General features: G+C 64.8%; 21 protein-coding genes. 11 read left to right on the top strand and 10 right to left on the bottom strand.

Features of this window, described 5'->3' with window-relative positions:
* Positions 1-6: 6 nt before the first annotated feature.
* The gene (locus BKY27_RS12965; protein ID WP_071674931.1) at positions 7-903 is read right to left on the bottom strand and encodes an AAA family ATPase; all 897 of its coding nucleotides are present in this window, start codon (positions 901-903) and stop codon (positions 7-9) included.
* A 300-nt stretch (positions 904-1,203) separates the two neighbouring features.
* Between BKY27_RS12965 and BKY27_RS12960 the strand changes: the two genes are divergently transcribed.
* Complete coding sequence (locus BKY27_RS12960; protein WP_071674914.1) at positions 1,204-2,139, top strand: hypothetical protein; 936 nt, start codon at positions 1,204-1,206, stop codon at positions 2,137-2,139.
* A gap of 74 nt (positions 2,140-2,213) precedes the next feature.
* Here the strand turns inward: BKY27_RS12960 and BKY27_RS12955 are convergent, their stop codons facing one another.
* Positions 2,214-2,942, bottom strand: coding sequence for a hypothetical protein (locus BKY27_RS12955; RefSeq protein ID WP_146636239.1), 729 nt, complete (start codon positions 2,940-2,942; stop codon positions 2,214-2,216).
* A 234-nt stretch (positions 2,943-3,176) separates the two neighbouring features.
* Positions 3,177-3,473, bottom strand: coding sequence for a hypothetical protein (locus BKY27_RS12950; RefSeq protein WP_146636238.1), 297 nt, complete (start codon positions 3,471-3,473; stop codon positions 3,177-3,179).
* 159 nt (positions 3,474-3,632) lie between these two features.
* Here BKY27_RS12950 and pyrC point away from each other — a divergent pair, with 159 nt between their 5' ends.
* From pyrC to BKY27_RS12915, 7 genes are all read left to right on the top strand, one after another.
* Complete coding sequence (pyrC, locus tag BKY27_RS12945; protein ID WP_071674911.1) at positions 3,633-4,673, top strand: dihydroorotase; 1,041 nt, start codon at positions 3,633-3,635, stop codon at positions 4,671-4,673.
* 64 nt (positions 4,674-4,737) lie between these two features.
* Positions 4,738-5,418: an orotate phosphoribosyltransferase gene (locus tag BKY27_RS12940; RefSeq protein WP_071674910.1), complete on the top strand. Its 681-nt coding sequence runs from the start codon at positions 4,738-4,740 to the stop codon at positions 5,416-5,418.
* A 213-nt stretch (positions 5,419-5,631) separates the two neighbouring features.
* Positions 5,632-7,128 (top strand): replicative DNA helicase, encoded by a 1,497-nt coding sequence (locus BKY27_RS12935; protein ID WP_071674909.1) that lies wholly within the window; start codon positions 5,632-5,634, stop codon positions 7,126-7,128.
* A gap of 192 nt (positions 7,129-7,320) precedes the next feature.
* Positions 7,321-8,364, top strand: coding sequence for an alanine racemase (gene alr, locus BKY27_RS12930; protein ID WP_071674908.1), 1,044 nt, complete (start codon positions 7,321-7,323; stop codon positions 8,362-8,364).
* Positions 8,361-9,143: an MlaE family ABC transporter permease gene (locus BKY27_RS12925; protein WP_071674907.1), complete on the top strand. Its 783-nt coding sequence runs from the start codon at positions 8,361-8,363 to the stop codon at positions 9,141-9,143. Before alr ends, BKY27_RS12925 begins: the two co-directional genes overlap by 4 nt.
* The gene (locus BKY27_RS12920; RefSeq protein WP_071674906.1) at positions 9,140-9,886 is read left to right on the top strand and encodes an ABC transporter ATP-binding protein; all 747 of its coding nucleotides are present in this window, start codon (positions 9,140-9,142) and stop codon (positions 9,884-9,886) included. The genes BKY27_RS12925 and BKY27_RS12920 overlap by 4 nt, the downstream gene beginning before the upstream one ends.
* Before the next feature lie 96 nt (positions 9,887-9,982).
* Positions 9,983-10,351: a hypothetical protein gene (locus BKY27_RS12915; RefSeq protein WP_071674905.1), complete on the top strand. Its 369-nt coding sequence runs from the start codon at positions 9,983-9,985 to the stop codon at positions 10,349-10,351.
* A gap of 173 nt (positions 10,352-10,524) precedes the next feature.
* On the opposite strand, the gene tkt is transcribed toward BKY27_RS12915, so the two are convergent.
* The gene (gene tkt, locus BKY27_RS12910; protein WP_071674904.1) at positions 10,525-12,543 is read right to left on the bottom strand and encodes a transketolase; all 2,019 of its coding nucleotides are present in this window, start codon (positions 12,541-12,543) and stop codon (positions 10,525-10,527) included.
* Between the two features lie 259 nt (positions 12,544-12,802).
* Here tkt and BKY27_RS12905 point away from each other — a divergent pair, with 259 nt between their 5' ends.
* On the top strand, positions 12,803-13,621 hold the full coding sequence (locus BKY27_RS12905) for a hypothetical protein (protein ID WP_071674903.1): 819 nt from the start codon (positions 12,803-12,805) through the stop codon (positions 13,619-13,621).
* Complete coding sequence (locus BKY27_RS12900) at positions 13,614-14,060, top strand: cell division protein ZapA (protein WP_071674902.1); 447 nt, start codon at positions 13,614-13,616, stop codon at positions 14,058-14,060. Before BKY27_RS12905 ends, BKY27_RS12900 begins: the two co-directional genes overlap by 8 nt.
* Positions 14,061-14,186: 126 nt before the next feature.
* On the opposite strand, the gene BKY27_RS12895 is transcribed toward BKY27_RS12900, so the two are convergent.
* Positions 14,187-14,858, bottom strand: a complete 672-nt coding sequence (locus tag BKY27_RS12895; protein WP_071674901.1) for an SDR family NAD(P)-dependent oxidoreductase — start codon at positions 14,856-14,858, stop codon at positions 14,187-14,189.
* A gap of 137 nt (positions 14,859-14,995) precedes the next feature.
* On the opposite strand from BKY27_RS12895, the gene BKY27_RS12890 reads away from it, so the two are divergent.
* Positions 14,996-15,595, top strand: coding sequence for a biotin transporter BioY (locus BKY27_RS12890; protein WP_084667965.1), 600 nt, complete (start codon positions 14,996-14,998; stop codon positions 15,593-15,595).
* 142 nt (positions 15,596-15,737) lie between these two features.
* On the opposite strand, the gene BKY27_RS12885 is transcribed toward BKY27_RS12890, so the two are convergent.
* The 5 genes from BKY27_RS12885 to BKY27_RS12865 form a co-directional block, all read right to left on the bottom strand.
* Entirely contained in the window at positions 15,738-16,160 is a 423-nt protein-coding gene (locus tag BKY27_RS12885; RefSeq protein WP_071674899.1) for a DUF1284 domain-containing protein, read from the bottom strand.
* Entirely contained in the window at positions 16,153-17,628 is a 1,476-nt protein-coding gene (purF, locus tag BKY27_RS12880) for an amidophosphoribosyltransferase (RefSeq protein WP_071674898.1), read from the bottom strand. Before purF ends, BKY27_RS12885 begins: the two co-directional genes overlap by 8 nt.
* A gap of 221 nt (positions 17,629-17,849) precedes the next feature.
* Positions 17,850-18,416 (bottom strand): CvpA family protein, encoded by a 567-nt coding sequence (locus BKY27_RS12875; RefSeq protein WP_071674897.1) that lies wholly within the window; start codon positions 18,414-18,416, stop codon positions 17,850-17,852.
* 33 nt (positions 18,417-18,449) lie between these two features.
* The gene (gene radA / locus BKY27_RS12870) at positions 18,450-19,817 is read right to left on the bottom strand and encodes a DNA repair protein RadA (protein ID WP_071674896.1); all 1,368 of its coding nucleotides are present in this window, start codon (positions 19,815-19,817) and stop codon (positions 18,450-18,452) included.
* 9 nt (positions 19,818-19,826) lie between these two features.
* A complete protein-coding gene (locus BKY27_RS12865; RefSeq protein WP_071674895.1) occupies positions 19,827-20,285 on the bottom strand; it encodes a paraquat-inducible protein A in 459 nt (152 codons plus the stop codon).
* Positions 20,286-20,571 lie beyond the last annotated feature (286 nt).

Here is a 20,571-nt window from a genome sequence, read left to right as displayed (position 1 = left end):
CCGCGATCAGGCCACCGCGTCGGTCCGCACCTCGTCGAGGATGCGCTTGGCCTCGGAGCCTTGCAGTTTCTGGATGTCGTCCTGATATTTCAGGATCGCGCCGATGGTGTCGGCGATGACCTCGGGCGACAGTTCCAGCACGTCGAGCGCCAGCAGGCATTTTGCCCAGTCGATGGTCTCGGCCACACCCGGGCGCTTGAACAGGTCTTCGGTCCTGAGTTTTTGCACGAACCCCACCACCTCCCGGCTCAGCGCTTCGGCGGCTTCGGGGGCGCGGGCGTGCAGGATCTCCATTTCGCGGTCGAAGGTCGGGTAATCCACCCAGTGATACAGGCACCGCCGCTTGAGCGCGTCGTGCACCTCTCGGGTGCGGTTCGAGGTCAGGATCACGATCGGCGGTTCGGCGGCCTTGATCGTGCCAAGCTCGGGGATGGTGACCTGATAGTCGCTGAGCGCCTCCAGCAAAAAGGCTTCGAACGGTTCGTCGGTGCGGTCGATCTCGTCGATCAGCAGAACCGGAGCGCCACCAGATTGCGGGCGCATGGCCTGCAGCAGCGGGCGTTCGATCAGGAAATCCTCGGTGAAAAGCTCGTCCTTCAGCATGTCGCGGTCGGCGCCACCGGCGGCCTCGGCGGCGCGGATGGCAATCATCTGCTCGGCGAAATTCCATTCATAGACCGCGCTTGATGCATCCAGCCCCTCGTAGCATTGCAGCCGGATCAACCGCCGCCCCAAGGCCGCGGCGATGGCCTTGGCGATCTCGGTCTTGCCGGTGCCGGCCTCGCCTTCCAGAAACAGGGGCCGCCCCAGTCGGAGCGACAGGAACAGTACCGTGGCAAGCGCCCGCCCGCAGACATAGTCCTGCGCGGCCAGCGTCTGTTGCACCTCGTCGATGGATTGCATGATCCCTCCCTCGTTGGGTGTATCAAGGCCGTCCCGCCCGTCCGGGTCAACCCCCGAGACATCGGCGAATCCGCCCACGGCGTCGCGGCCATGGCGCCGCCACACAGGTTATCAAACAGCTAACCTTGCATGACGGGGCATCAATACCGGGGTTGGCCGCGAAATTGTTGCGCGGCCCAAGCCTCCGCGTCGAAAATGAGCCCAAAATCGCCCCCGAAAGCCGCAACCACCTCATTGGAATGCCTTACTCTGATGGCAGAGTTCGCCTAGATTGATGCCGACCCCTTCAAGAGAGACCCGATGAATCAGATGCAGACGCCAGAGGCCGATGGCCGCCCCTCCAAATCCGACTGGTTGGACCGCATGGGGCAAATCGGCGACATGCATGGTTTTTTCGACCCCCTCGGGGCCGATCACTATGCGCTTTACGTGCAAGAGGGCGACACGCTGCTGGTCTGTTTCGACGAGATGACTCGCATCCTAAAACGCGGGCGCGAGGCGCTGCCGGTCGGCTTCGACGCGGTTCAAAAACGCGAATGGTCGATGCTGAGCCTGATTGCCAAGGGGCCGACATGGTTCCGCGACCCGGCGCTCTATACCTTCTTCGACCGGCTCATCGACGAGGATTTCTTCGACAGCTTCGATCAGGTGATCTTCCTTGGCGCCGGGCCGATGTGCGGCTACGCGGCGGCGGCCTTTTCGGTTGCAGCACCGGGGGCCAAGGTCATCGCCTTGTCGCCCGCTGCAACCCTCGACCGCTCGGCCGCGCCCTATGAGCTGCGCTTTCGCCGGGCTTGGCGCAAGACGTTCACCGACCGGTTCGGTTTTGCGCCGGACATGCTCGACGCCGCGTCCGAGGCCTGGATCGCCTATGATCCGCTGGACCTGCTGGACGCCGCCCATGCCGCGCAATTCCGTGGCCGCAAGGTCAACCGCCTGCGGTTTCGCGGGGCCGGTCCAGACCTGTTGCGGCTGTTGGACCCTCAGTCGAACCTCGACCGCATCCTGAAAGCCACCGGAAACGGGCGCATGTCGGCGGGGCGCTTCGCGCAGATCGTGCGCAGGCTGCGCCGCGAGAACCCCGACTATCTGCGCCGCCTGATGGCGCGGGTCGAGGAACGCGGCGGCGACCGGTTCACAAGGATTGTCGCGGATCATGCCCTGGCCGTCACCGGCGACGCCCATTATGCGCGACGGATGATGACCTTGCAGGCAACGGCAACCGAACCCGCCTGATCCAACGCCACCGCCATGAAACACGGCGCGCCGCCCAATGACGGGCCGCGCGCATCTGCGTTTCCGCCAAACCGTTACTTGTTCGGGTCCGGCTGGCTCGGCGGGGCTGCGGGGGGCTGTGCCGGGGTCGGATTTCCGGGAATCGGCGGCAAGGCCGCGTCCTCCGCCCCCGCGATATAGCTCGGCGGTTCGGTCGAGATGTCGCGCGGCGTGTCGGGTGTGAACGCCTCGTCGGAATAGGCCCCGCCGTGGTAGATCGCAAACCCAAGTGTCGGCAGGTAGGTCAGCCGGTCGAGGAAGTCTCCCCCGTCATCGTCGGTGGTGGTCACAAGGATCGGCCAGGACCGATAGCTGCACGCCCCGATATTGATCGACGTTTCCGGGTCCATCCGCACATCGACGGTTTCCACGTTTGTGGTGCCGTCGTCGTGGCGGCGCACCGTGCTGCCGCTCCAGGTCTGGCCGGGATAGAGTGTCGGCAGGTTCTCGACCCCCACGGCGTATTCCGTGACCTCCATCTGCCCCTGCACCAGCGCGCCATATTGCGTCTGCCATGTGTGGGTGACGAACGCCCCCGCGATACTGTGCACGCGGAACCCTTCGCCGGTTTCCAGGTTGATCTCTTCCTCGATCACGCTGCCGTCGGTCTGCCGGTCAAAGCGGGTGTAAAACCCATCAAAGCTGACAAAGATGGAATCGGCCGTATCGCTCATGTTGCTGGGGCAGTCGGCCAGCACGGCCCCCGCCGACAGGATCAGCACTGCAAACGCAGGCGCGGTCTTGGTGAATGGCATAATCGTCATGATATGGACCTCCGAAATGTGGCGACGCGGGGGGCGCGCATGCCCCCCGCTGCCCCGCTCGCCGGGGCGGATATGTCCGTTCAGGCAGCAGAAATCCCCGCCACCCGAACAGCAGTCTTGACCGGGCAGCGTTTCTTTTCCAGCCCCTGATGGGAAACAATCTAAATCGACCACGGGCCGCGCCCGCCCGATCATGGGACGCGACAGGGCGCCGCCCGGTTCAAAATCGCCCGCTCAGCGGTCGTCGCGGCGCGCGGGATGAATCGTCTTTTCGGTCGCCAAACGGTAAAGCCGCTTGCCAAACAGCCCAAGAAACGCGCCGATCAGCAAGGGCAGCGCCAACGCCTGTGACAGCAGCGCCGCCAGCATCGCCGCCGCCAGCAGCAGGACAATCAGGGTCAGCATGTCGTATTCCGACCGCTCCACCGGCAGGCGCAGATCGAACACGTCCTCGACTGCCTTCTTCACATGCGGCTCGGCCGCGCTTTCCAGGGCCCCGGCCAGCAGGCCCAGAATGAAACTCAGAAACATCGCATACCCATCTTGGAAATTGATTTTGCAACGGCGGCATCGCCAAGGCCGCAGATGGGGGCCGATGTGGCAATCCGCAACCACGACCGCCGCGAAATGCACCGCCGCAGGCGGGTTTCCCCTTTGCATGGCCCCCAAAACCGGTGTAGCGCAAGCGCCATGACCCAGAGCCTTACGATCCGCCGCCCCGATGACTGGCACCTGCACCTGCGCGATGGCGCGATGCTGGCCGGCGTTCTGCCCGAAACCGCGCGCCATTTCGCCCGCGCGATCGTCATGCCCAACCTCGTGCCGCCCGTGGTGACCGGTGCCGATGCCGCCGCCTACCGCGCGCGGATCATGGCCGGGCTGCCCGAGGGGATGACCTTCCAGCCGCTGATGACGCTCTACCTGACGGAAGAGACAGACCCCGCCGACGTTGCCGCCGCCCATGCCAGCGGGCTGGTGAATGCCGTCAAGCTCTACCCCGCGGGCGCCACCACCAATTCCGCCTCGGGCGTCACCGATTTCGACAAGGTGCGGGGCGTTCTGGAAAAGATGGCCGAAATCGGCCTGCCGCTCTGCATCCATGGCGAGGTGACGACCCACGACGTCGATATCTTCGACCGCGAGCAGGTGTTCCTTGACACCGTTTTGCACCCGCTGCGCGACCGTATTCCGGGCCTCAAGGTGACGCTGGAACATGTCACCACCTCGCATGGCATCGACTATGTGGCAGAGGCGTCCGGCGACATCGCGGGCACCATCACCACGCATCACCTGATGATCAACCGCAACCACATCCTCGTGGGCGGGATCAAACCGCATTACTACTGCCTGCCCGTGGCCAAGCGGCGCGAGCATATGCAGGCCCTGCGCCGCGCCGCGACCTCGGGCAACCCGCGCTTTTTCCTCGGCACCGACTCGGCACCGCATAATGACGAGAACAAGGAAACCGCCTGCGGCTGTGCTGGCTGTTTTACCGCGACGAACACCATGGCGTGCCTTGCCCATGTCTTCGAGGAACAGGGCGCGCTCGACAAGCTGGAAGGCTTCACCTCGCTGCATGGCCCCGCGCGCTATGGTCTGGCCCCGAATGACGACACCATCACGCTGGTGAAAGACGCCCAGCCGGTCGCCTACCCCGCCAAGATCGTCACCGGCGACGGCCCGGTGACCGTGTTCGATCCGGGCCATCCGCTTTTTTGGCGCGTGACATAACCCCTTCTTCCCGGGCCCAATACCACCGCCAGAGGTTTCCCCGGCAAACCACGAGAGACGACAGATGATCCCAGCCACCTACCCCGATCAGGCCACCATTTCCGAACTGACCGCCCGTATGCTGCTGGATATCAAGGCGGTGCATTTCAACGCCGAAACGCCCTTCGTCCATTCCAACGGCAAGGAAGCGCCCACCTACGTGGACTGCCGCAAGCTGATCAGCTATCCGCGCATCCGCTCGACCCTGATGGATTTCCTGACCTGCACGGTATTCCGCAACGCGGGCCTTGAAGCCTTTGACAACGTGGCCGGGGGCGAAACGGCGGGCATCCCCTTTGCCGCCTTCGTGGCCGAGCGCATGGCCCTGCCGATGACCTATGTCCGCAAAAAGCCCAAGGGCTATGGCCGCGACGCGCAGATCGAAGGCCAGATGAACGAGGGCGACCGGGTTCTGCTGATCGAGGATCTCACCACCGATGGCGGTTCGAAACTGAAATTCGTCGATGCCATCCGCAACACCGGCGCCACCTGCGGCCACACGGCTGTCATCTTCTACTACGGTATCTTCGACGAGACGATCCCGCGTTTGCGCGCCCATGGGGTCGAGCTGCATCACCTGTGTACCTGGTGGGACGTTCTGGCCGAGGCGCGCCGAGGCGAAGATTTCGACGAGGACACCCTTGCCTCGGTCGAATCCTTCCTCAAGGATCCCGAGGCATGGCGCGCGGCGCGCAACGCGGGCTGACGGCAGAAAGCCGCACAAGATTTGGCCCAAGGGCGACAGGCCGGGCCACCATGTGCTATAGAGCCCCGACAGCCTATCCACAGCGGCCCAAGCGGTTATCCACAAAACCGCCCCCAAGAAAATCTGCTGCTGTGGGCACAACCCGAGGCCGCGTCATGCTATGACCGCAGGTCTCAGACTGCAGTTTCACAGGCCACAGGGACCAGCACAGGCATGAACGAGATCAGCACCATTCCGGGCAACGCACCGCAAACCGCTGACTCGGCAGAGCTTCCCCAGAACGTCGAGGCCGAACAGCAGCTTCTGGGGGCGATTCTGTCTTCCAACGACGTGCTCGACCGGGTCGACGATCTGGTGAAGCCCGATCACTTCTATGACCCGGTCCACGCCGATATCTTCGCGCTCGCGGCCAAGCGCATCGCGGCGGGCATGCAGACCGACGCCACCACGCTCAAGAACTTCATGGCCGATCACGCGGGGCTCAAGGCACTTGGCGGCGCGGAATACCTGCTGCGGCTGCAACTCTCGGCCATCGCCACCACCGCCGCCCGCGATTATGCGCAATTGATCCATGACCTCGCCCTGCGCCGCTCGCTGATCAATCTGGGCAAGGACATCGCCGACAAGGCCACCGCCGTGCGCGACGACAGCTCGCCCGATGACCAGATCGTCGAGGCCGAGGCGCATCTCTTCCAACTCGCCTCCACCGGCTCTGCCTCCAAGGGGTTTCAAAGCTTCCTGCGCGCCCTCACCGACGCCGTGGAAATCGCCAATGCCGCCTATAACCGGGGCGGCGGTCTGGCGGGCCTGTCCACCGGGCTGGCCGACATGGACAAGATGCTGGGCGGTTTGCACCACTCGGACCTGCTGATCCTCGCCGGGCGCCCGTCGATGGGGAAGACCTCGCTTGCCACAAACATCGCCTTCAATGTCGCCAAGGCCTTTAAGCGCGGCCCCAAACCAGACGGAACCGAAGGCACGCTGTCTGGCGGTGTGGTCGGCTTCTTCAGCCTGGAGATGTCGGCGGCACAGCTGGCGCAACGGATCTTGTCGGAAGCCGCCGAGGTGCCCTCGGAACTGATCCGCAAGGGCGACCTCAACGAACAGGAATTTCAGCGTTACCTGCGCGCGGCGCAGGAACTGGAAAGCTGCCCGCTCTATATCGACGACACGCCCGCCCTGCCAATCAGCCAAGTGGCCGCCCGCTCGCGCCGCCTGAAACGCTCGCGCCTCGGGCTGGACCTGATCATCGTCGACTACCTTCAGCTTCTGCGCGGATCGGGCAAGAACGAGAACCGGGTCAACGAAATCTCGGAAATCACCCAAGGCCTCAAGGCCATCGCGAAAGAGCTGAACATTCCAGTGATCGCGCTGTCACAGCTCTCGCGCCAGGTGGAAAGCCGCGAAGACAAACGCCCGCAACTCTCGGACCTGCGGGAATCGGGCTCGATCGAACAGGACGCGGACGTGGTGATGTTCGTCTACCGGGGCGAATACTACAAGGAACGCGAAAAGCCGGGCGAAGAGAACCTGGAAGCCATGGCCCAATGGCAGCAGGACATGGAGCAGTTGCACGGCAAGGCCGAGGTCATCATCGGCAAACAGCGTCACGGCCCGGTAGGCTCGGTCGATCTCAGCTTTGACGGGCGCTTCACCCGGTTTGGCAACCTCGTGAAGCCGTGGCAGACTGACGGCGGCAACGGGTTCTGACCCCCGGAACCAGCCCCCGCGATTGCCGGGGGATTTTGAGTATTTGGACCAAGAAGAAGCCGAAAATTTAAGTCAAATTGTGCTTCTTCTTGGAAAAAATACTCATGATGCGACATCTCCTCCCGGTGCAGCGCGGGGCATCAACGAGCTGCCCTCTTGACCCGGCCCCCGCTTGCCGCCACTCAGGGCGCCATGGGAACCGGATTGCTTGATATCGACCTTGACGCCGTCGCCGCCAACTGGGCCGCGCTGGACGCGAAAACCGCCGTGGAAACGGCCGCTGTCGTCAAGGCGGACGGCTATGGGTTGGATATCGCCAAGGTGGCGCGGCGTCTGGCGCGCGCGGGTGTGCGCCGCTACTTCGTCGCCACGGCCGAGGAAGGTGTGACCCTGCGAGCGGCCCTTGGCGCCGGGCCCGAGATCAACGTCTTTTCCGGGCATATGGCGGGCGATTGCGATATGATCCGCGATGCTGGCTTGATCCCGATGCTGAACAGCGCCGAGCAGGCGCGGCGCCATCGTCAAGCCTTGCCCGATGCAGCCTACGGGGTGCAGCTTGATTCCGGCATGAACCGGCTGGGGATGGAACCTGCGGACTGGGCCGCGCTGCGCGATGACCTGGAGGCGGGGCCGCTTGCCCTGATCATGAGTCACCTTGCCTGCTCGGACGCGCCGGGCCACCCGCAGAACGCGGCGCAACTGGCCAGTTTTTCAGCGATGACCGACGGCGTGTCGGTGCCGCGCAGCCTGTCGGCGACGGGGGGTATCCTGCTGGGGCCGGAATTTCATTTCGAGCTCTGCCGCCCCGGTATCGGCCTGTATGGCGGCGCGCCCTTCGTGGATGCGCGGCCCGTGCTGCGCCTGTCCCTGCCGGTGATCCAGGTCCGGGATGTGGCACCGGGAGAAACCGTGGGCTACGGTGCGACATGGGGCACCGAACGGCCCGCAAGGATTGCCACGCTGGCAGCCGGATACGCCGATGGCCTGATCCGCAAGATGGGCAACCGGGCCAATCTGTGGGCGGGGAATATTGCCTGTCCGCTGGCCGGGCGCGTGTCGATGGACCTGTTGACCGTCGATGTCAGCCAGCTCGACGAGGTGCCGGAGCATCTGGATATTCTCGGACCCCACCAGAGCGTCGATGATGTGGCCGATGCGGCCGAGACCATCGGCTATGAAATCCTGACCTCGCTCGGGTCGCGCTACACGCGCCAGTATCGCGGAGACGCGTCATGATCCTGCTCTCACCCCTGTCTGCGCTTGGTCGCTCGACGCTGGCGCTGTTGGCCGCAATCGGGAGGGTGGCGCTCTATTTCGGGCGCGTGCTGAGCCATATCGTCCGCCCGCCCTGGTATCCGCGTGAATTCGTGGTGCAGCTATTGCAGATCGGCTGGCTATCGTTGCCGGTTGTGGGGCTGACGGCCCTTTTCACCGGCGGTGCGCTGGCCTTGCAGATCTATTCCGGCGGCTCACGCTTCAACGCGGAAACGGTTGTGCCCTCGATCGTCGCCATCGGCATTGCACGGGAACTTGGCCCGGTGCTGGGGGGGCTCATGGTGGCGGGGCGGGTCGCGGCGGCCATCGCGGCGGAAATTGGCACGATGAAGGTGACCGAGCAGATCGACGCGCTGGTTACGTTGTCGACCAACCCGATGAAATACCTGACCGTCCCGCGCGTTCTGGCCGCCACCCTGTGCCTGCCGATCCTGGTGGCCGTGGGCGATTCCATCGGCATTTTCGGTGGCTACCTCGTGGGCACCACCCGGCTTGGCTTCAACGGAACCAATTACTTGCAGAACACCGCCGATTTTCTTGAATTCTGGGATGTCGCCTCGGGCTTGGTCAAAGGCGCGGTGTTCGGCTTTATCGTGGCCCTCATGGGCTGCTTTCACGGCATGAATTCCGGCCGCGGCGCACAAGGCGTGGGCAAGGCCACGACCAACGCGGTCGTCTCGGCCTCGATCCTGATCCTTGCGGCCAACTACATCCTGACGGGGGTCTTTTTCAGCGCATGATCGAGATTTCCGCCCTTAACAAAGCCTTCGGGCTAAACCGCGTGTTGCAAGGTGTCGATCTGACGGTGGTAACCGGCACCTCGACGGTGATTATCGGCGGCTCGGGCACCGGCAAATCGGTGCTGCTGAAGTGCATTCTGGGACTGGTCGCGCCCGACAGCGGCACCATCCTGCTCGACGGGCAGGACGTGGCCAAGGCCGAGCGCGATGCCTTTCTGGCGAAATTCGGGATGCTGTTTCAGGGCGCGGCACTGTTTGACTCGATGACCGTGTGGCAGAACGTGGCCTTTCGCCTGCTGCGCGGCTCGCTCAAGCGGCCTGCTGGAGAAGCGAAAGAGATCGCGGTTGAAAAACTGCGTCGTGTGGGGCTGACGCCCGATGTGGCCGAGAAGTTTCCCGCCGAACTGTCGGGCGGGATGCAGAAACGCGTCGGGTTGGCCCGCGCCATCGCCGCCGATCCGCAGATCATCTTCTTCGATGAACCGACCACGGGGCTCGATCCGATCATGGCCGGCGTCATCAACGACCTGATCCGCGAAATCGTGACCGAGATGGGCGCGACGGCGATGACGATCACGCATGACATGTCGAGCGTGCGGGCGATTGCGGACCGCGTGGCGATGCTGCATGGCGGCGTGATCCGCTGGGAAGGCCCAGTGGAGCAGATGGACGGCGCCGACGACCCCTATCTGCGCCAGTTCATCACCGGCTCGGCCGAGGGGCCGATCGAAGCGGTGAGGTAGGCAAGCGGCCTTCTGTTTTGGCCATGGGGCAAAATACCCGATGGCAAGACGGAACGAAGAATGCACATGGTCCCCCGATGTCATCAGGAGGCCCCCATGGACCCGCTCGCCCTCGCCCTGCCCCTCGCCATCTTCTGCGCGGTCTACGCCATCCTGACGGGCCTTAGCTGGTTGCGCCGGTTCATCGGCGAAAAGCCCGCGCGGCGCGGTGGCATGGGGCTGAACCTTGTACGCCGGGCAGTGCCGCCGGTGGTTGCGGGCGGGATCGTTCTGGTCGCGGGCCGGGTCTGGGGGCTGGCCGATGCCGCGCCCCTGGCGGGGTTTTTGATCGCGGGCGGCCTGGGTTTTGGCTTTCACACCGGGCTGGCCGATCTCAACCGGCCAAACTGGCGGGAACTGGCGCTGCGGGGCGCGCTGACGCTGGCCTTTTCGCTGTTCCTGCTGAACCAGATCGGCCTGATCTGAATAAAAGCGCCGCCCCGGTTTCCCGAGGCGGCGTCGACGCAGAAACCGGCCACGGGGCCGCTTCCATGCTTGGGGCGGAATCGCGTTCATTCGCAGTCACGCGGCCCGCTCCAACCTTTTGATTTCGCATGTCCGAGGAGCGCAAAACCGGTTCCCACTTTTGCGCGACATGCTTAGCCCAAGAGCGCGCGCACCTTGGCGGCCACGCCCTCGGGGGTGATACCGAAATGGGCGTAAAGCTCGCCGGCCGGGGCCGATGCGCCGAAGCTGTCCATCCCGACAAAACCCGCTTTCGCCTCGCGGCCACGCTCACCGAGCAGCCACTGGTCCCAGCCTTGGCGCATAGCGGCCTCGACCGCCACGCGCACGGCCCCACCGGGCAGCACGCGCTTGCGATAGGCCTCGTCCTGCGCGGCGAACAGTTCCATGCAAGGCATGGACACAACGCGTGTGCCGACCCCCTCGGCTTGCAGCAGGTCACGGGCGGCCAAGGCGATGGCAACTTCCGAGCCGGTGGCCATCAGGATCACCTGACGCTTGCCTGTCGCCTCTGCCAGCACATAGGCGCCCTTCTCGGTCAGGTTGGTGTTCTTGTGCTCGGTCCGCACCGTGGGCAGGCCCTGTCGGCTGAGGGCCAGAACCGACGGGCTCGTTTTCTGGTTCAGCGCCACTTCCCACGCTTCCGCGGTTTCCACCGCGTCGGCAGGGCGGAAGACCAGCATGTTCGGCGTCGCACGCAGCATTGCCAGATGTTCCACAGGCTGGTGGGTCGGGCCATCTTCGCCCAGACCGATCGAGTCATGGGTCATCACGTATTGCACCGAAATGCCCATCAGCGCCGACAACCGCATCGACGGGCGGGCATAGTCGGTAAAGCACATGAACGTGCCGCCATAGGGGCGCACGCCGCCATGCAGCGCCATACCGTTCATCGCGGCGGCCATGCCGTGTTCGCGGATGCCGTAATAGACGTAGCGGCCCTTGCGATTGTCCACGTCGAACATGCCCAGATCGGCGGTCAGCGTGTTGTTCGACCCGGTCAGGTCAGCCGAGCCGCCGAGGGTTTCGGGCAGGATCGGGTTGATGACCTCAAGGGCCATTTCGCTGGCCTTGCGGGTGGCAACCTTGGGCCGGGTTTCCGAGACCTGTTTTTTCAGCGCCTTGATGGTGGCCGACAGGCGCTTGGGCATGTCGCCCGCAAAGGCGCGGGTGAAGTCGGCCTGCTTGCCGCCGGACAGCATGGCAAAGCGGGTCTCCCACTCCACACGCGCCGCCGCGCCGTGCGATCCGATGCCTTCCCACGCCGCTTTCAGATCGGCGGGAATCTCGAAGGGTCCGTATTCCCAGCCATAAGCGGCCTTGGCGTCTGCAATCAACTTGGGGTCGGTCAGCGCGCCATGCCCCTTGGACGTGTCCTGCGCCGAGGAACCGATGGCAATGTGGGTCTTGCAGGCGATCATCGCCGGGCGCGGGCTGGCCTTGGCCTCGGTCAGCGCGCGGTCGATATCGGCGGGGTCGTGGCCGTCGCACTCGAACACGTCCCAGCCCGAGGCGGCAAAGCGGGCCATCTGGTCGGTGCGGTCGGACAGGCTGACCTTGCCGTCGATGGTGATGCCGTTGTTGTCCCACAGCACGATCAGCTTGGACAGTTCATGACGCCCGGCAAGGCCGATGGCCTCTTGGCTGACACCCTCCATCAAGCAGCCGTCGCCCGCGATGCAATAGGTGTAGTGGTCGATAACCTTGCTGCCCCAGCGGGCGCGCAGCGACTCTTCGGCCATGGCAAAGCCCACGGCGTTGGAAATGCCCTGCCCCAGCGGGCCGGTTGTGGTCTCGACGCCCTTCACATGGCCGTATTCCGGGTGGCCGGCGGTGATCGCGCCCAACTGGCGGAAGTTCTTGACCTGCTCCAGCGTCATATCGGCCGAGCCGGTGAGGTAGAGCAGGGAATAGATCAGCATCGAGCCATGGCCAGCCGACAGGATAAACCGGTCGCGGTCGGGCCAGTCGGGGGTGCTGGCGTCGAACTTCAGGTGCTTTTCGAACAGAACCGTGGCCACATCGGCCATGCCCATCGGCATACCGGAGTGGCCGGAATTGGCGGCGGCAACGGCATCGAGCGTAAGGGCGCGGATGCAGGTGGCTTTGCGCCAGTGATCGGGGTTCTGGGCGGCAAGGGCAGAGAGATCCAAGGTGCGCGTCCTTCATGTTTGCGTTAGCAGGGCTCGCGCGCGGTCTTAGCAGAGGGGGGGCGGAGTGCAAGCGCGGGCAGCGCCCCGGCCCTGCGAAAAACCGCCCCAAATGCCGCAAAACCACCCGGATTGGCCCGGAAACGGTTGCAAAATGGGCCGGGATGCGATTCGCTAGGGTCAGGCAAATGGGGCCATGGGCCGGTGGGCGCAGGGGCGCGTCCGCACCCGGCACAAGGCCCCCTGAGAATGGCAGACAGGCATGGCCACCAAGGCCAGCACGACAAAAGAGGCGTGGCAGCACATGAACGAGACCACGGATCTGGACCGCATCGCGGCGCTGGAACACCGGATCACGACAGCGCTCGACCGGATCGCGCAGGGGATAGCATCCCGTGCCGATCCTGCGGCGGCAGACGGATCGGCCCCCCCCACCGAAGACTTGGAAGACCGGGTCGCGTCTTTGACGGCCGCGCTTGAGGAAACCCAGTCGGCGCTACAGGCCGAACAGGCGGCCAATGCTGACCTCACCGACCGGTTGCACGCGCTGGAAGCCGCGCGGCAGGCCGATGCCGATGATGCCGCCCGCACCACCGCCGCCCTGCGCGACGAACTGGAAGCCGCGACATCCGCGAGTGCCGAGGCCGACGCCGCCGCACAGGCAGAGCTGGAGGCCGAACTGGAGCGCCAGCGCGAGATCGAAGCGGTCTTGCGCCGCCGGATCGTCCGCGTCCGCGACGAGCGCAAGGCCGCTCGGGCCGAATATAACGAGGCCCGCGAACAGCTCGAAGAGGTGCAAGGCAAGCTGGACCAGCTACAGGGGCTGGCCGATTCCAGCGGCCCCGAGGCCACCGGAGAACTGGCGCGTCTGCGCGAAAGCAACCGCTCGCTGCGCGACACCGTCGATGAAATGCGCGAGGCGATCGCAGCGGGCGACGCCCCGGACTCAGACCTCGTAACCGCCGCGCTGGCCGCCGAACTGGAAAGCCTGCGCGCCGAACGCGCCTCGGAAGCGGCCGAAGCCCGTGCCATCCTGTCCGAGATCCGCCCCGTCCTTGAAGGAGGTGCCGCAGATGCCTGAGATCCAAATCGAAATCGGCGGTCGCACATTCACCGTCGCCTGTCAGCCGGGGGAAGAACCATTCCTGCGCGCCGCCGCGCAAATGCTGGATACCGAGGCGTCCGTCGTGCTTGGCCAGATCGGGCGGATGCCGTCCGAGCGGATGCTGTTGATGGCGGGGCTGATGCTGGCCGACAAGACCGCCGGACTGGAAGAAGACTTGCAAAAGGCCGAGGACACGGTCCGCGCCCGCGACCGCGCCCTGTCGGACGCAGAACAGCGCCTTGCCGACCGCGCTCGCCGCATCGCCGAGATGGAAGAGGCCCCGTCGCCCAACCCCGGGCAGGTCTCGGTCCCGGTGATCCCCGCAGCCGTGTCCGACACGCTGGCCGAGATCGCCGCGCGCGCCGAAGCCCTTGCTTTGGAAGTGGAAGACGGCGGCGCGACCACAGAAACCTGAGATCACGGCCCGTCAGGCCGCCGACAAAAAAGAAACGCCCCCGCAAGGACATGCGGGGGCGTTTTCATATCATCGCCACGGACAGATCACCGATTGAGCGCATCAGGCTGCGGCGCGCCCCCTGCTCTACCCGGCGAACAGCGGGGCCAACAGGCGCGCGGCCTCGTCTCGGGGTCTGGCCAGCGCCTCTTTGTCTTCACCGGGGTAAAAGCGGGCGCGGACCGCCGTAGGCATCGGCTTGGGCTGCAACAGCTCGACCCGTGGGCCGAACTTGGCCGTTTCGGCCTGCCAACGCGAGACCAGACCGCGTTGTGCGGCCTTCGACATTTCGTAGGCGCCGCTATACATCGGGTCGCCCGCATCATCGAAAAACACCGCCGTGGCCATGTCCGAGGGGGCAATCAGCGGCTCGACCATCGCGATCAGGCGGGCCGTGGCGCGGATATTGGTGCGGATGTTGGCATCCAGATCCTTGTCGCGGATCTGGCTGGCCGGCGTCAGGGCAGTGGCGTGAATCGCCGTGTGCACCCAGATATCGGCCTTGCCCCACCGGTCGTGGATCGAGCGGCAGAGATGCGCCATGGCGTCATCCACCGTCACATCCATCGGCGCGAGCGTGGCATGCCCACCCGCTGCCTGAATGCGGTCGTCAAGCTCTTCCAGCGCCCCGGAAGTGCGCGCGACAGCAACGACATGGGCGCCCTGCCCGGCTAGCCATTCAGCCGAGGCCGCCCCCAGCCCGCGCGAAGCGCCGGTGACAAGAGCGATACGACCGTCGAGAGGTTTTGTCTGTGTCATGGGCGGGGTCATGGCCGGATTTTCAGGCCTTGGCAAGGGGGCAGCCACCTTGCGCGGCCCTTCGCCGCTTGACTTTGCGTCGGGGGGCGGTGACAACCGGCCCCTGAGGGGAAATTTGCATGCAAAAGGAGACGCGCATGACCCGCGAAACAACTCTGAGCCAAGCGGTGCTTGGCACCCAGAGCACCACCCGCAAGGCGCTTCTGGTGCTGGCAGGGTCGGCCTTTATCGCCGTGGCCGCCCAGATTTCCGTTCCGATGCTGCCGGTGCCGATGACGCTGCAAACGCTGGCCATCCTGATGGTGGGCTTCACCTTCGGCTCGCGCCTCGGCGCCGCCACGCTGGTCGCCTACCTGCTGGAAGGCGCGATGGGATTGCCGGTGTTCGCCAATGGCATGAACGGGCTGGCCTTTGCCGGGCCGACCGCGGGTTTCCTGCTTGGCTTCGTCGCCATGGCCTGGGCCGCCGGGTGGGCCGCAGAACGCGGCATCGCCAAGGGCGTGATCGGCACCGCGCTGTCGGCTGTCGCGATTTCCGCCCTGCTCTACATTCCGGGCCTTGCCTGGCCGATGGCCGTGGCTGGCGCGTTCGGCTTCGACGCGGGCTGGGTCGGCGCAGACTTCACCAGCTACTACTGGGCCTATTTCGTGGCCCCCTTCCTTGTGGGCGATGCCGTCAAGGCCGTGATCGCGGCCCTGCTGGTCGCCGGTGGCTGGAAGGCCCTGTCGCGCGGCTGAGCCTTGTCTGTCTGATCATCGGAAACGCCGCCCTTCGGGGTGGCGTTTTTCGTTGGGGCCACGTTCACCGCTTGGCACCATCGGCATTGGCTGGGCGCAGACCGCGAACCGCAGCGCGGACGCGCACCCTGATCTGCAGTGTTCACCGCTTGGCGTGCAGCCGCGCCAGCGCGTCTTCGCACAGCCCAAGCTCCAGCCACTGGCAACCTTCGCACAGCGTTGACAGGCTGCCGGGCGGTACGTTGTCCAGAATGCGCCGCTGCGCCTCGCCCCATGTCAGCCGATCGAACGGTTTCAGCTTCAACGCCACGGCGTGGGCGCGGTCGAGCTTGGAAATCGCGGGCTGATTGGTGCATAGCCGCCCGCGCCGCTTGGGACAGGGGCCACAGATGTCGTCGGTCGCGCCAGTGGTTTCGATCACCACGTCATCGCCACCCGGCGCGCGCAGGCGGTCCATGACGATGGCCGCCATGTTGGCGGTGAAGCCGTCGGAATAGCCCTTGCCCTGAAACCCGAGGGCACAGAGAAAATGGTGCGGGCGGAAAGTGACCGGCGTCTCAGGCATCTTCCTTGAGGCGCAGTTGCCCCGACTTCAGGACGTCCGTGGGCCGCACCGGATACTCGCCCGAGAAACAGGCATCGCAATATTGTGGGCAGTCGGCCTTGCGCCCCTCGGCCTCGCCCACGGCGCGATAAAGCCCGTCGAGCGAGATGAAGCGCAGGCTGTCCACCTGTAGATGCGCGCGCATTTCATCCTCGGACATGGTCGCGGCCAACAGCTTTTCGCGCTGCGGCGTATCCACCCCGTAAAAGCAGGGCCATGCGGTCGGCGGCGACGCGATGCGGAAGTGCACTTCCCTGGCGCCCGCGTCGAGGATCATCTCCTTGATCTTGCGGCTGGTGGTGCCGCGCACGACCGAGTCGTCGACCAGGATCACCCGCTTGCCCTCGATCAGCGCGCGGTTGACGTTCAGCTTCAGGCGCACGCCCATGTTGCGGATCTGCTCGGTCGGCTCGATGAAGGTTCGGCCCATATACTGGTTGCGGATGATCCCCATGGCATAGGGAATGCCCGACTCCAGCGAATAGCCGATCGCCGCCGGGGTGCCGCTGTCAGGCACCGGGCAGACCAGATCGGCGTCAACCGGCGCTTCCTTGGCCAGTTCACGGCCGATGGCCTCGCGGGTTTCATAGACGGATCGCCCCCCGAGGATCGAGTCGGGACGCGAGAAATAGACATGCTCGAAAATGCAGAACCGCGGCTTGCGGGCCTCGAAGGGATGGAAGCTTTCGACCCCCTCGTCGGTAATCACCACCATTTCGCCGGGTTCGATCTCTCGCACGAATTCTGCGCCGATAATGTCCAGCGCACAGGTTTCCGAGGACAGCGCCCAGCCATCGCCCACCTTGCCCAGAACCAGCGGGCGCACGCCAAGCGGATCGCGCACGCCGATCAGCTTGGTGCGGGTCATGGCAACCACGGAAAACGCGCCCTCTACGCGGCGCAGGGCATCTTTCATCCGCTCGGGGATGTTTTTCTGATAGCTGCGCGCCATCAGGTGGATGATGCATTCGCTGTCAGAGGAGCTTTGAAAGATCGAGCCGCGTTCGATCAGCTCGCGCCGCAATTCGTTGGCGTTGACGATATTGCCGTTATGGGCAATTGCCGCGCCGCCCATGGCGAACTCGCCAAAGAAGGGCTGCACGTCGCGGATCGCAGTCGCGCCCTTAGACCCGGCAGTGGAATAGCGCACATGGCCGATGGCGAGCGGGCCGGGCACGGTTTTCATCACATCCTCAGAGGTGAAGTTGTCGCGCACGTAGCCGAAGCGCCGGGCAGAGTTGAAGCCCTGCACGGGGTCGTGGCTGACGATACCGCCTGCCTCTTGTCCACGGTGTTGCAGGGCATGAAGGCCGAGGGCCACGAAATTGGCGGCATCGGCAACGCCGATTACGCCGAAGACTCCGCACTCTTCCTTGAGCTTGTCGTCATCGAACGGGTGGCTCAGGAAGGGTTCGCTTTGGTCACGCATATTGGGGAGGGCTCCGCGTCCAATCGATTCCGCGTTCGTATAGACCCCCGGCGAGGGAAAGTCACCTGTGACAGTTTTGTGAATCCCGATTGTGATCGCTGCAGGTGCAAAATAATCAAACCAACCGCCACGCGGCCAATCGCATGCCTGTGCCGAGCGATCCGGTCTGACCGCAGGGGGTCGAAGAGATCGACGCCTTCCTCTCGGAAGACGCCTGAGGATCAGTTCGCGGCGGGCGCCTCGCAGGAATTCACCAGTTGTTCATAGCGCTGCACGATCCAGCCCGGCGCATCCGAGGGGATTTGCTCTTCGATCCGGGTTTGCATGTTCTGGAAGATCACGGCCGAGCGGCTGTCGGAAATCACGGCAATCGGCTCGTTCCCGACCACGCGGTCATAGGCAATGAGCGCCACGACCACCAGCAGCACGCCGCGCAAAACCCCGAAGAGGAAGCCAAGCCCCGCATCCAGCCCGCCGATGGCCGAGCGCTGCACCGCGCTGGAAAAGAACGGGGTGAAGAGCGAGATGACCACAAGCGCGATGGCAAAGACCGCCGCAAACGCCGCGATCACCGCCAGTTCGCAAGATCCGTTCAGGAAATCGCCCAGATAGGGGATTTCGAACATCAGTTCCTTGGCGCGCGGCGCGAAGATGAACGCGACAATGGCCGCCGCGATCCATCCCGCGATGGACAGCGCCTCGCGCACGAAGCCGCGCGAATAGGCCAGAATGGCGGAAACGACGATGACACCGGCCACGACCGCGTCGAAAATAGTGAAGCCTTCCATGAATCCTCTCGATATTTTCGCGGCCTTGGGGCATCAGCCCGCGCCGAATATGTCGCCAGTGAACCGGGCCAGATCCGGCATCAGTTTCAATTCCATATCAGCCCCGTCGGTGATTTTGCATCCCTCAGGCGCGATTGCAGACGAAAAACCAAGTTTCCGTGCTTCTTTCAACCTGTTTTCCGCCTGTGCGACCGGACGCAGCGCCCCCGAGAGGCTGAGTTCGCCGAACACGACGCAGGTCGCGGGCAGGGCCGAGTCTTCGCGCGCCGACAATAGTGCGGCCGCCACGGCAAGGTCTGCGGCGGGTTCCGAGATGCGCATGCCGCCCGCAATGTTGAGGTAAACGTCCAATCCCTGAAAGCTGATCCCCACCCGCGCCTCCAGCACCGCGAGGATCATCGACAGCCTGCCGCCGTCCCAGCCCACGACCGCACGGCGCGGTTGGGACAGGGACGAGGGCGCGACAAGCGCCTGCACCTCGACCAGCACGGGCCGTGTGCCCTCGATCCCGGCGAACACCACCGATCCCGGCGCGCGTTCGTTGCGGTCCGACAGGAACAGGGCCGAGGGGTTGGGCACCTCGGCCAGCCCGCCGCCGGTCATCTCGAAAACACCGATCTCGTCCGCCGGACCAAAGCGGTTCTTGACGCTGCGCAGAATACGGAACTGGTGGCCGCGTTCGCCCTCGAAATAGAGCACCGTGTCAACCATATGCTCGACCACGCGGGGGCCAGCGATCTGGCCCTCCTTGGTCACATGGCCCACCAGCATCACGCTGACGCCCTTTCTTTTGGCGAAACTCACCAGCTCGTGCGCGGCGGCGCGAACCTGACTGACCGAGCCGGGGGCAGAATCCACCGTGTCGAGCCACATGGTCTGGATCGAATCGATTACAACCAGATCGGGGCGCTCCGCATCCAGCGTTGTCAGGATCTCGCGCAGGTTTGTTTCCGCAGCCAGCTTGACCGGGCTGTCACCCAGCCCCAACCGCTGCGCCCGCATCCGCACCTGTGCGGTGGCTTCCTCACCCGAGACATAGATCACCTTCAGCCCCGCCTGCGCGAAACTGGCCGCCGCCTGCAACAAAAGCGTGGATTTGCCGATGCCGGGGTCGCCGCCGACCAGCGTGGCCGAGGCGGACACCAGCCCGCCGCCAAGCACCCGGTCGAATTCCGCAATGCCCGATCCGTCGCGTTCGGGGGGGCGTTCTTCGGTCGCCAGATCGGTCAGCGCCATGCCCTTGCCCTTCTTGCCACCTAGCGCCTTGGCGCCGGGGCCGGTGGACAGGGGGGCCTCTTCGACGATCGTGTTCCACTCGCCACAGGCATCGCAGCGCCCCCCCCATTTCTTGTGGGTGGCCCCGCAGGCGGAACAGACAAACTGGGTCAGGGGTTTTGCCATGCCATCGGCTTAGCGGATGGCCCCGCGCTTGACCAGTGCCGAGGTGGCAAGGCTAACACCAAGAGAGACCAGCACGCAGCCAGTGAACAACCACAGGCCCCACGCGGTCTCGACCCGGCCCACGCCGACACTCTGCCCGAGGGTGATATAGATGGCGATCAGGAAGATGTCGGCCATTGCGAATTTGCCCAATGCCGTCAGCCCCGGCAACAGCCGCGCAGGCGCGCGGGACAGGTGGATCAGCACCAGTCCCAGAGTCTTGACCATCGGCGCGACCAAGGCAAACAGGGCCACCACCCCGGCCAGCAGAACATCCTCGGACCAGAGCGCATGGATGCCCGACAGCACCGATATCTCGTCCATCCCGAAGAGCGGCAACAACCCCGCCCGCATCAGCGGCGCGGCCCATGCCACCGGAAAGGCGACAAGCAGCAAGAGGTTGAGAGCGGTGATTAAACGCCAGACCATGAGGTAACAGATCGGCCAGCTTGCAGGCAGTTACAAGGGGCAGATGCGGCGGAGCCCCCGGCCCAGGCCCCTGGTGCAGGCCGCCCGCCCCGGCGCGAGGGCAAAGGATTCGCCGCCAGGCTGCATCCCGGCAGTATGGGCGCTAACAGGTCGCCGCCCCTGCCGCGATGCAGAAACCGGAGGTGAAATGTTAGGCGCTAACATCTTGGTTTAACGCTAACAGTCTGCCAAAACGGGCTTTTTTGGGTTCTCAGACCTTGCCGCCGCCCATATACAACGGCCCAAG

Origin of the sequence: Nioella nitratireducens (assembly GCF_001879715.1) — a bacterium.
Lineage (GTDB): Bacteria > Pseudomonadota > Alphaproteobacteria > Rhodobacterales > Rhodobacteraceae > Nioella > Nioella nitratireducens.
Note: the sequence above shows the minus strand (reverse complement) of the source record. Positions and strands in the feature narration are given on the sequence as shown.

What these genes read in the sequence shown, in the direction of transcription:
- BKY27_RS12900 (WP_071674902.1), top strand. Translation starts at nt 13,614, where the DNA reads ATGCCTGAGATCCAAATCGAAATCGGCGGTCGCACATTCACCGTCGCC.
- BKY27_RS12905 (WP_071674903.1), top strand. Translation starts at nt 12,803, where the DNA reads ATGGCCACCAAGGCCAGCACGACAAAAGAGGCGTGGCAGCACATGAAC.
- BKY27_RS12960 (WP_071674914.1), top strand. Translation starts at nt 1,204, where the DNA reads ATGAATCAGATGCAGACGCCAGAGGCCGATGGCCGCCCCTCCAAATCC.
- BKY27_RS12865 (WP_071674895.1), bottom strand. Translation starts at nt 20,285, where the DNA reads ATGGTCTGGCGTTTAATCACCGCTCTCAACCTCTTGCTGCTTGTCGCC.
- BKY27_RS12965 (WP_071674931.1), bottom strand. Translation starts at nt 903, where the DNA reads ATGCAATCCATCGACGAGGTGCAACAGACGCTGGCCGCGCAGGACTAT.
- BKY27_RS12875 (WP_071674897.1), bottom strand. Translation starts at nt 18,416, where the DNA reads ATGGAAGGCTTCACTATTTTCGACGCGGTCGTGGCCGGTGTCATCGTC.
- BKY27_RS12940 (WP_071674910.1), top strand. Translation starts at nt 4,738, where the DNA reads ATGATCCCAGCCACCTACCCCGATCAGGCCACCATTTCCGAACTGACC.
- BKY27_RS12890 (WP_084667965.1), top strand. Translation starts at nt 14,996, where the DNA reads ATGACCCGCGAAACAACTCTGAGCCAAGCGGTGCTTGGCACCCAGAGC.
- BKY27_RS12950 (WP_146636238.1), bottom strand. Translation starts at nt 3,473, where the DNA reads ATGTTTCTGAGTTTCATTCTGGGCCTGCTGGCCGGGGCCCTGGAAAGC.
- BKY27_RS12920 (WP_071674906.1), top strand. Translation starts at nt 9,140, where the DNA reads ATGATCGAGATTTCCGCCCTTAACAAAGCCTTCGGGCTAAACCGCGTG.
- BKY27_RS12925 (WP_071674907.1), top strand. Translation starts at nt 8,361, where the DNA reads ATGATCCTGCTCTCACCCCTGTCTGCGCTTGGTCGCTCGACGCTGGCG.
- alr (WP_071674908.1), top strand. Translation starts at nt 7,321, where the DNA reads ATGGGAACCGGATTGCTTGATATCGACCTTGACGCCGTCGCCGCCAAC.
- BKY27_RS12915 (WP_071674905.1), top strand. Translation starts at nt 9,983, where the DNA reads ATGGACCCGCTCGCCCTCGCCCTGCCCCTCGCCATCTTCTGCGCGGTC.
- purF (WP_071674898.1), bottom strand. Translation starts at nt 17,628, where the DNA reads ATGCGTGACCAAAGCGAACCCTTCCTGAGCCACCCGTTCGATGACGAC.
- BKY27_RS12895 (WP_071674901.1), bottom strand. Translation starts at nt 14,858, where the DNA reads ATGACACAGACAAAACCTCTCGACGGTCGTATCGCTCTTGTCACCGGC.
- BKY27_RS12935 (WP_071674909.1), top strand. Translation starts at nt 5,632, where the DNA reads ATGAACGAGATCAGCACCATTCCGGGCAACGCACCGCAAACCGCTGAC.
- BKY27_RS12955 (WP_146636239.1), bottom strand. Translation starts at nt 2,942, where the DNA reads ATGACGATTATGCCATTCACCAAGACCGCGCCTGCGTTTGCAGTGCTG.
- BKY27_RS12885 (WP_071674899.1), bottom strand. Translation starts at nt 16,160, where the DNA reads ATGCCTGAGACGCCGGTCACTTTCCGCCCGCACCATTTTCTCTGTGCC.
- radA (WP_071674896.1), bottom strand. Translation starts at nt 19,817, where the DNA reads ATGGCAAAACCCCTGACCCAGTTTGTCTGTTCCGCCTGCGGGGCCACC.
- pyrC (WP_071674911.1), top strand. Translation starts at nt 3,633, where the DNA reads ATGACCCAGAGCCTTACGATCCGCCGCCCCGATGACTGGCACCTGCAC.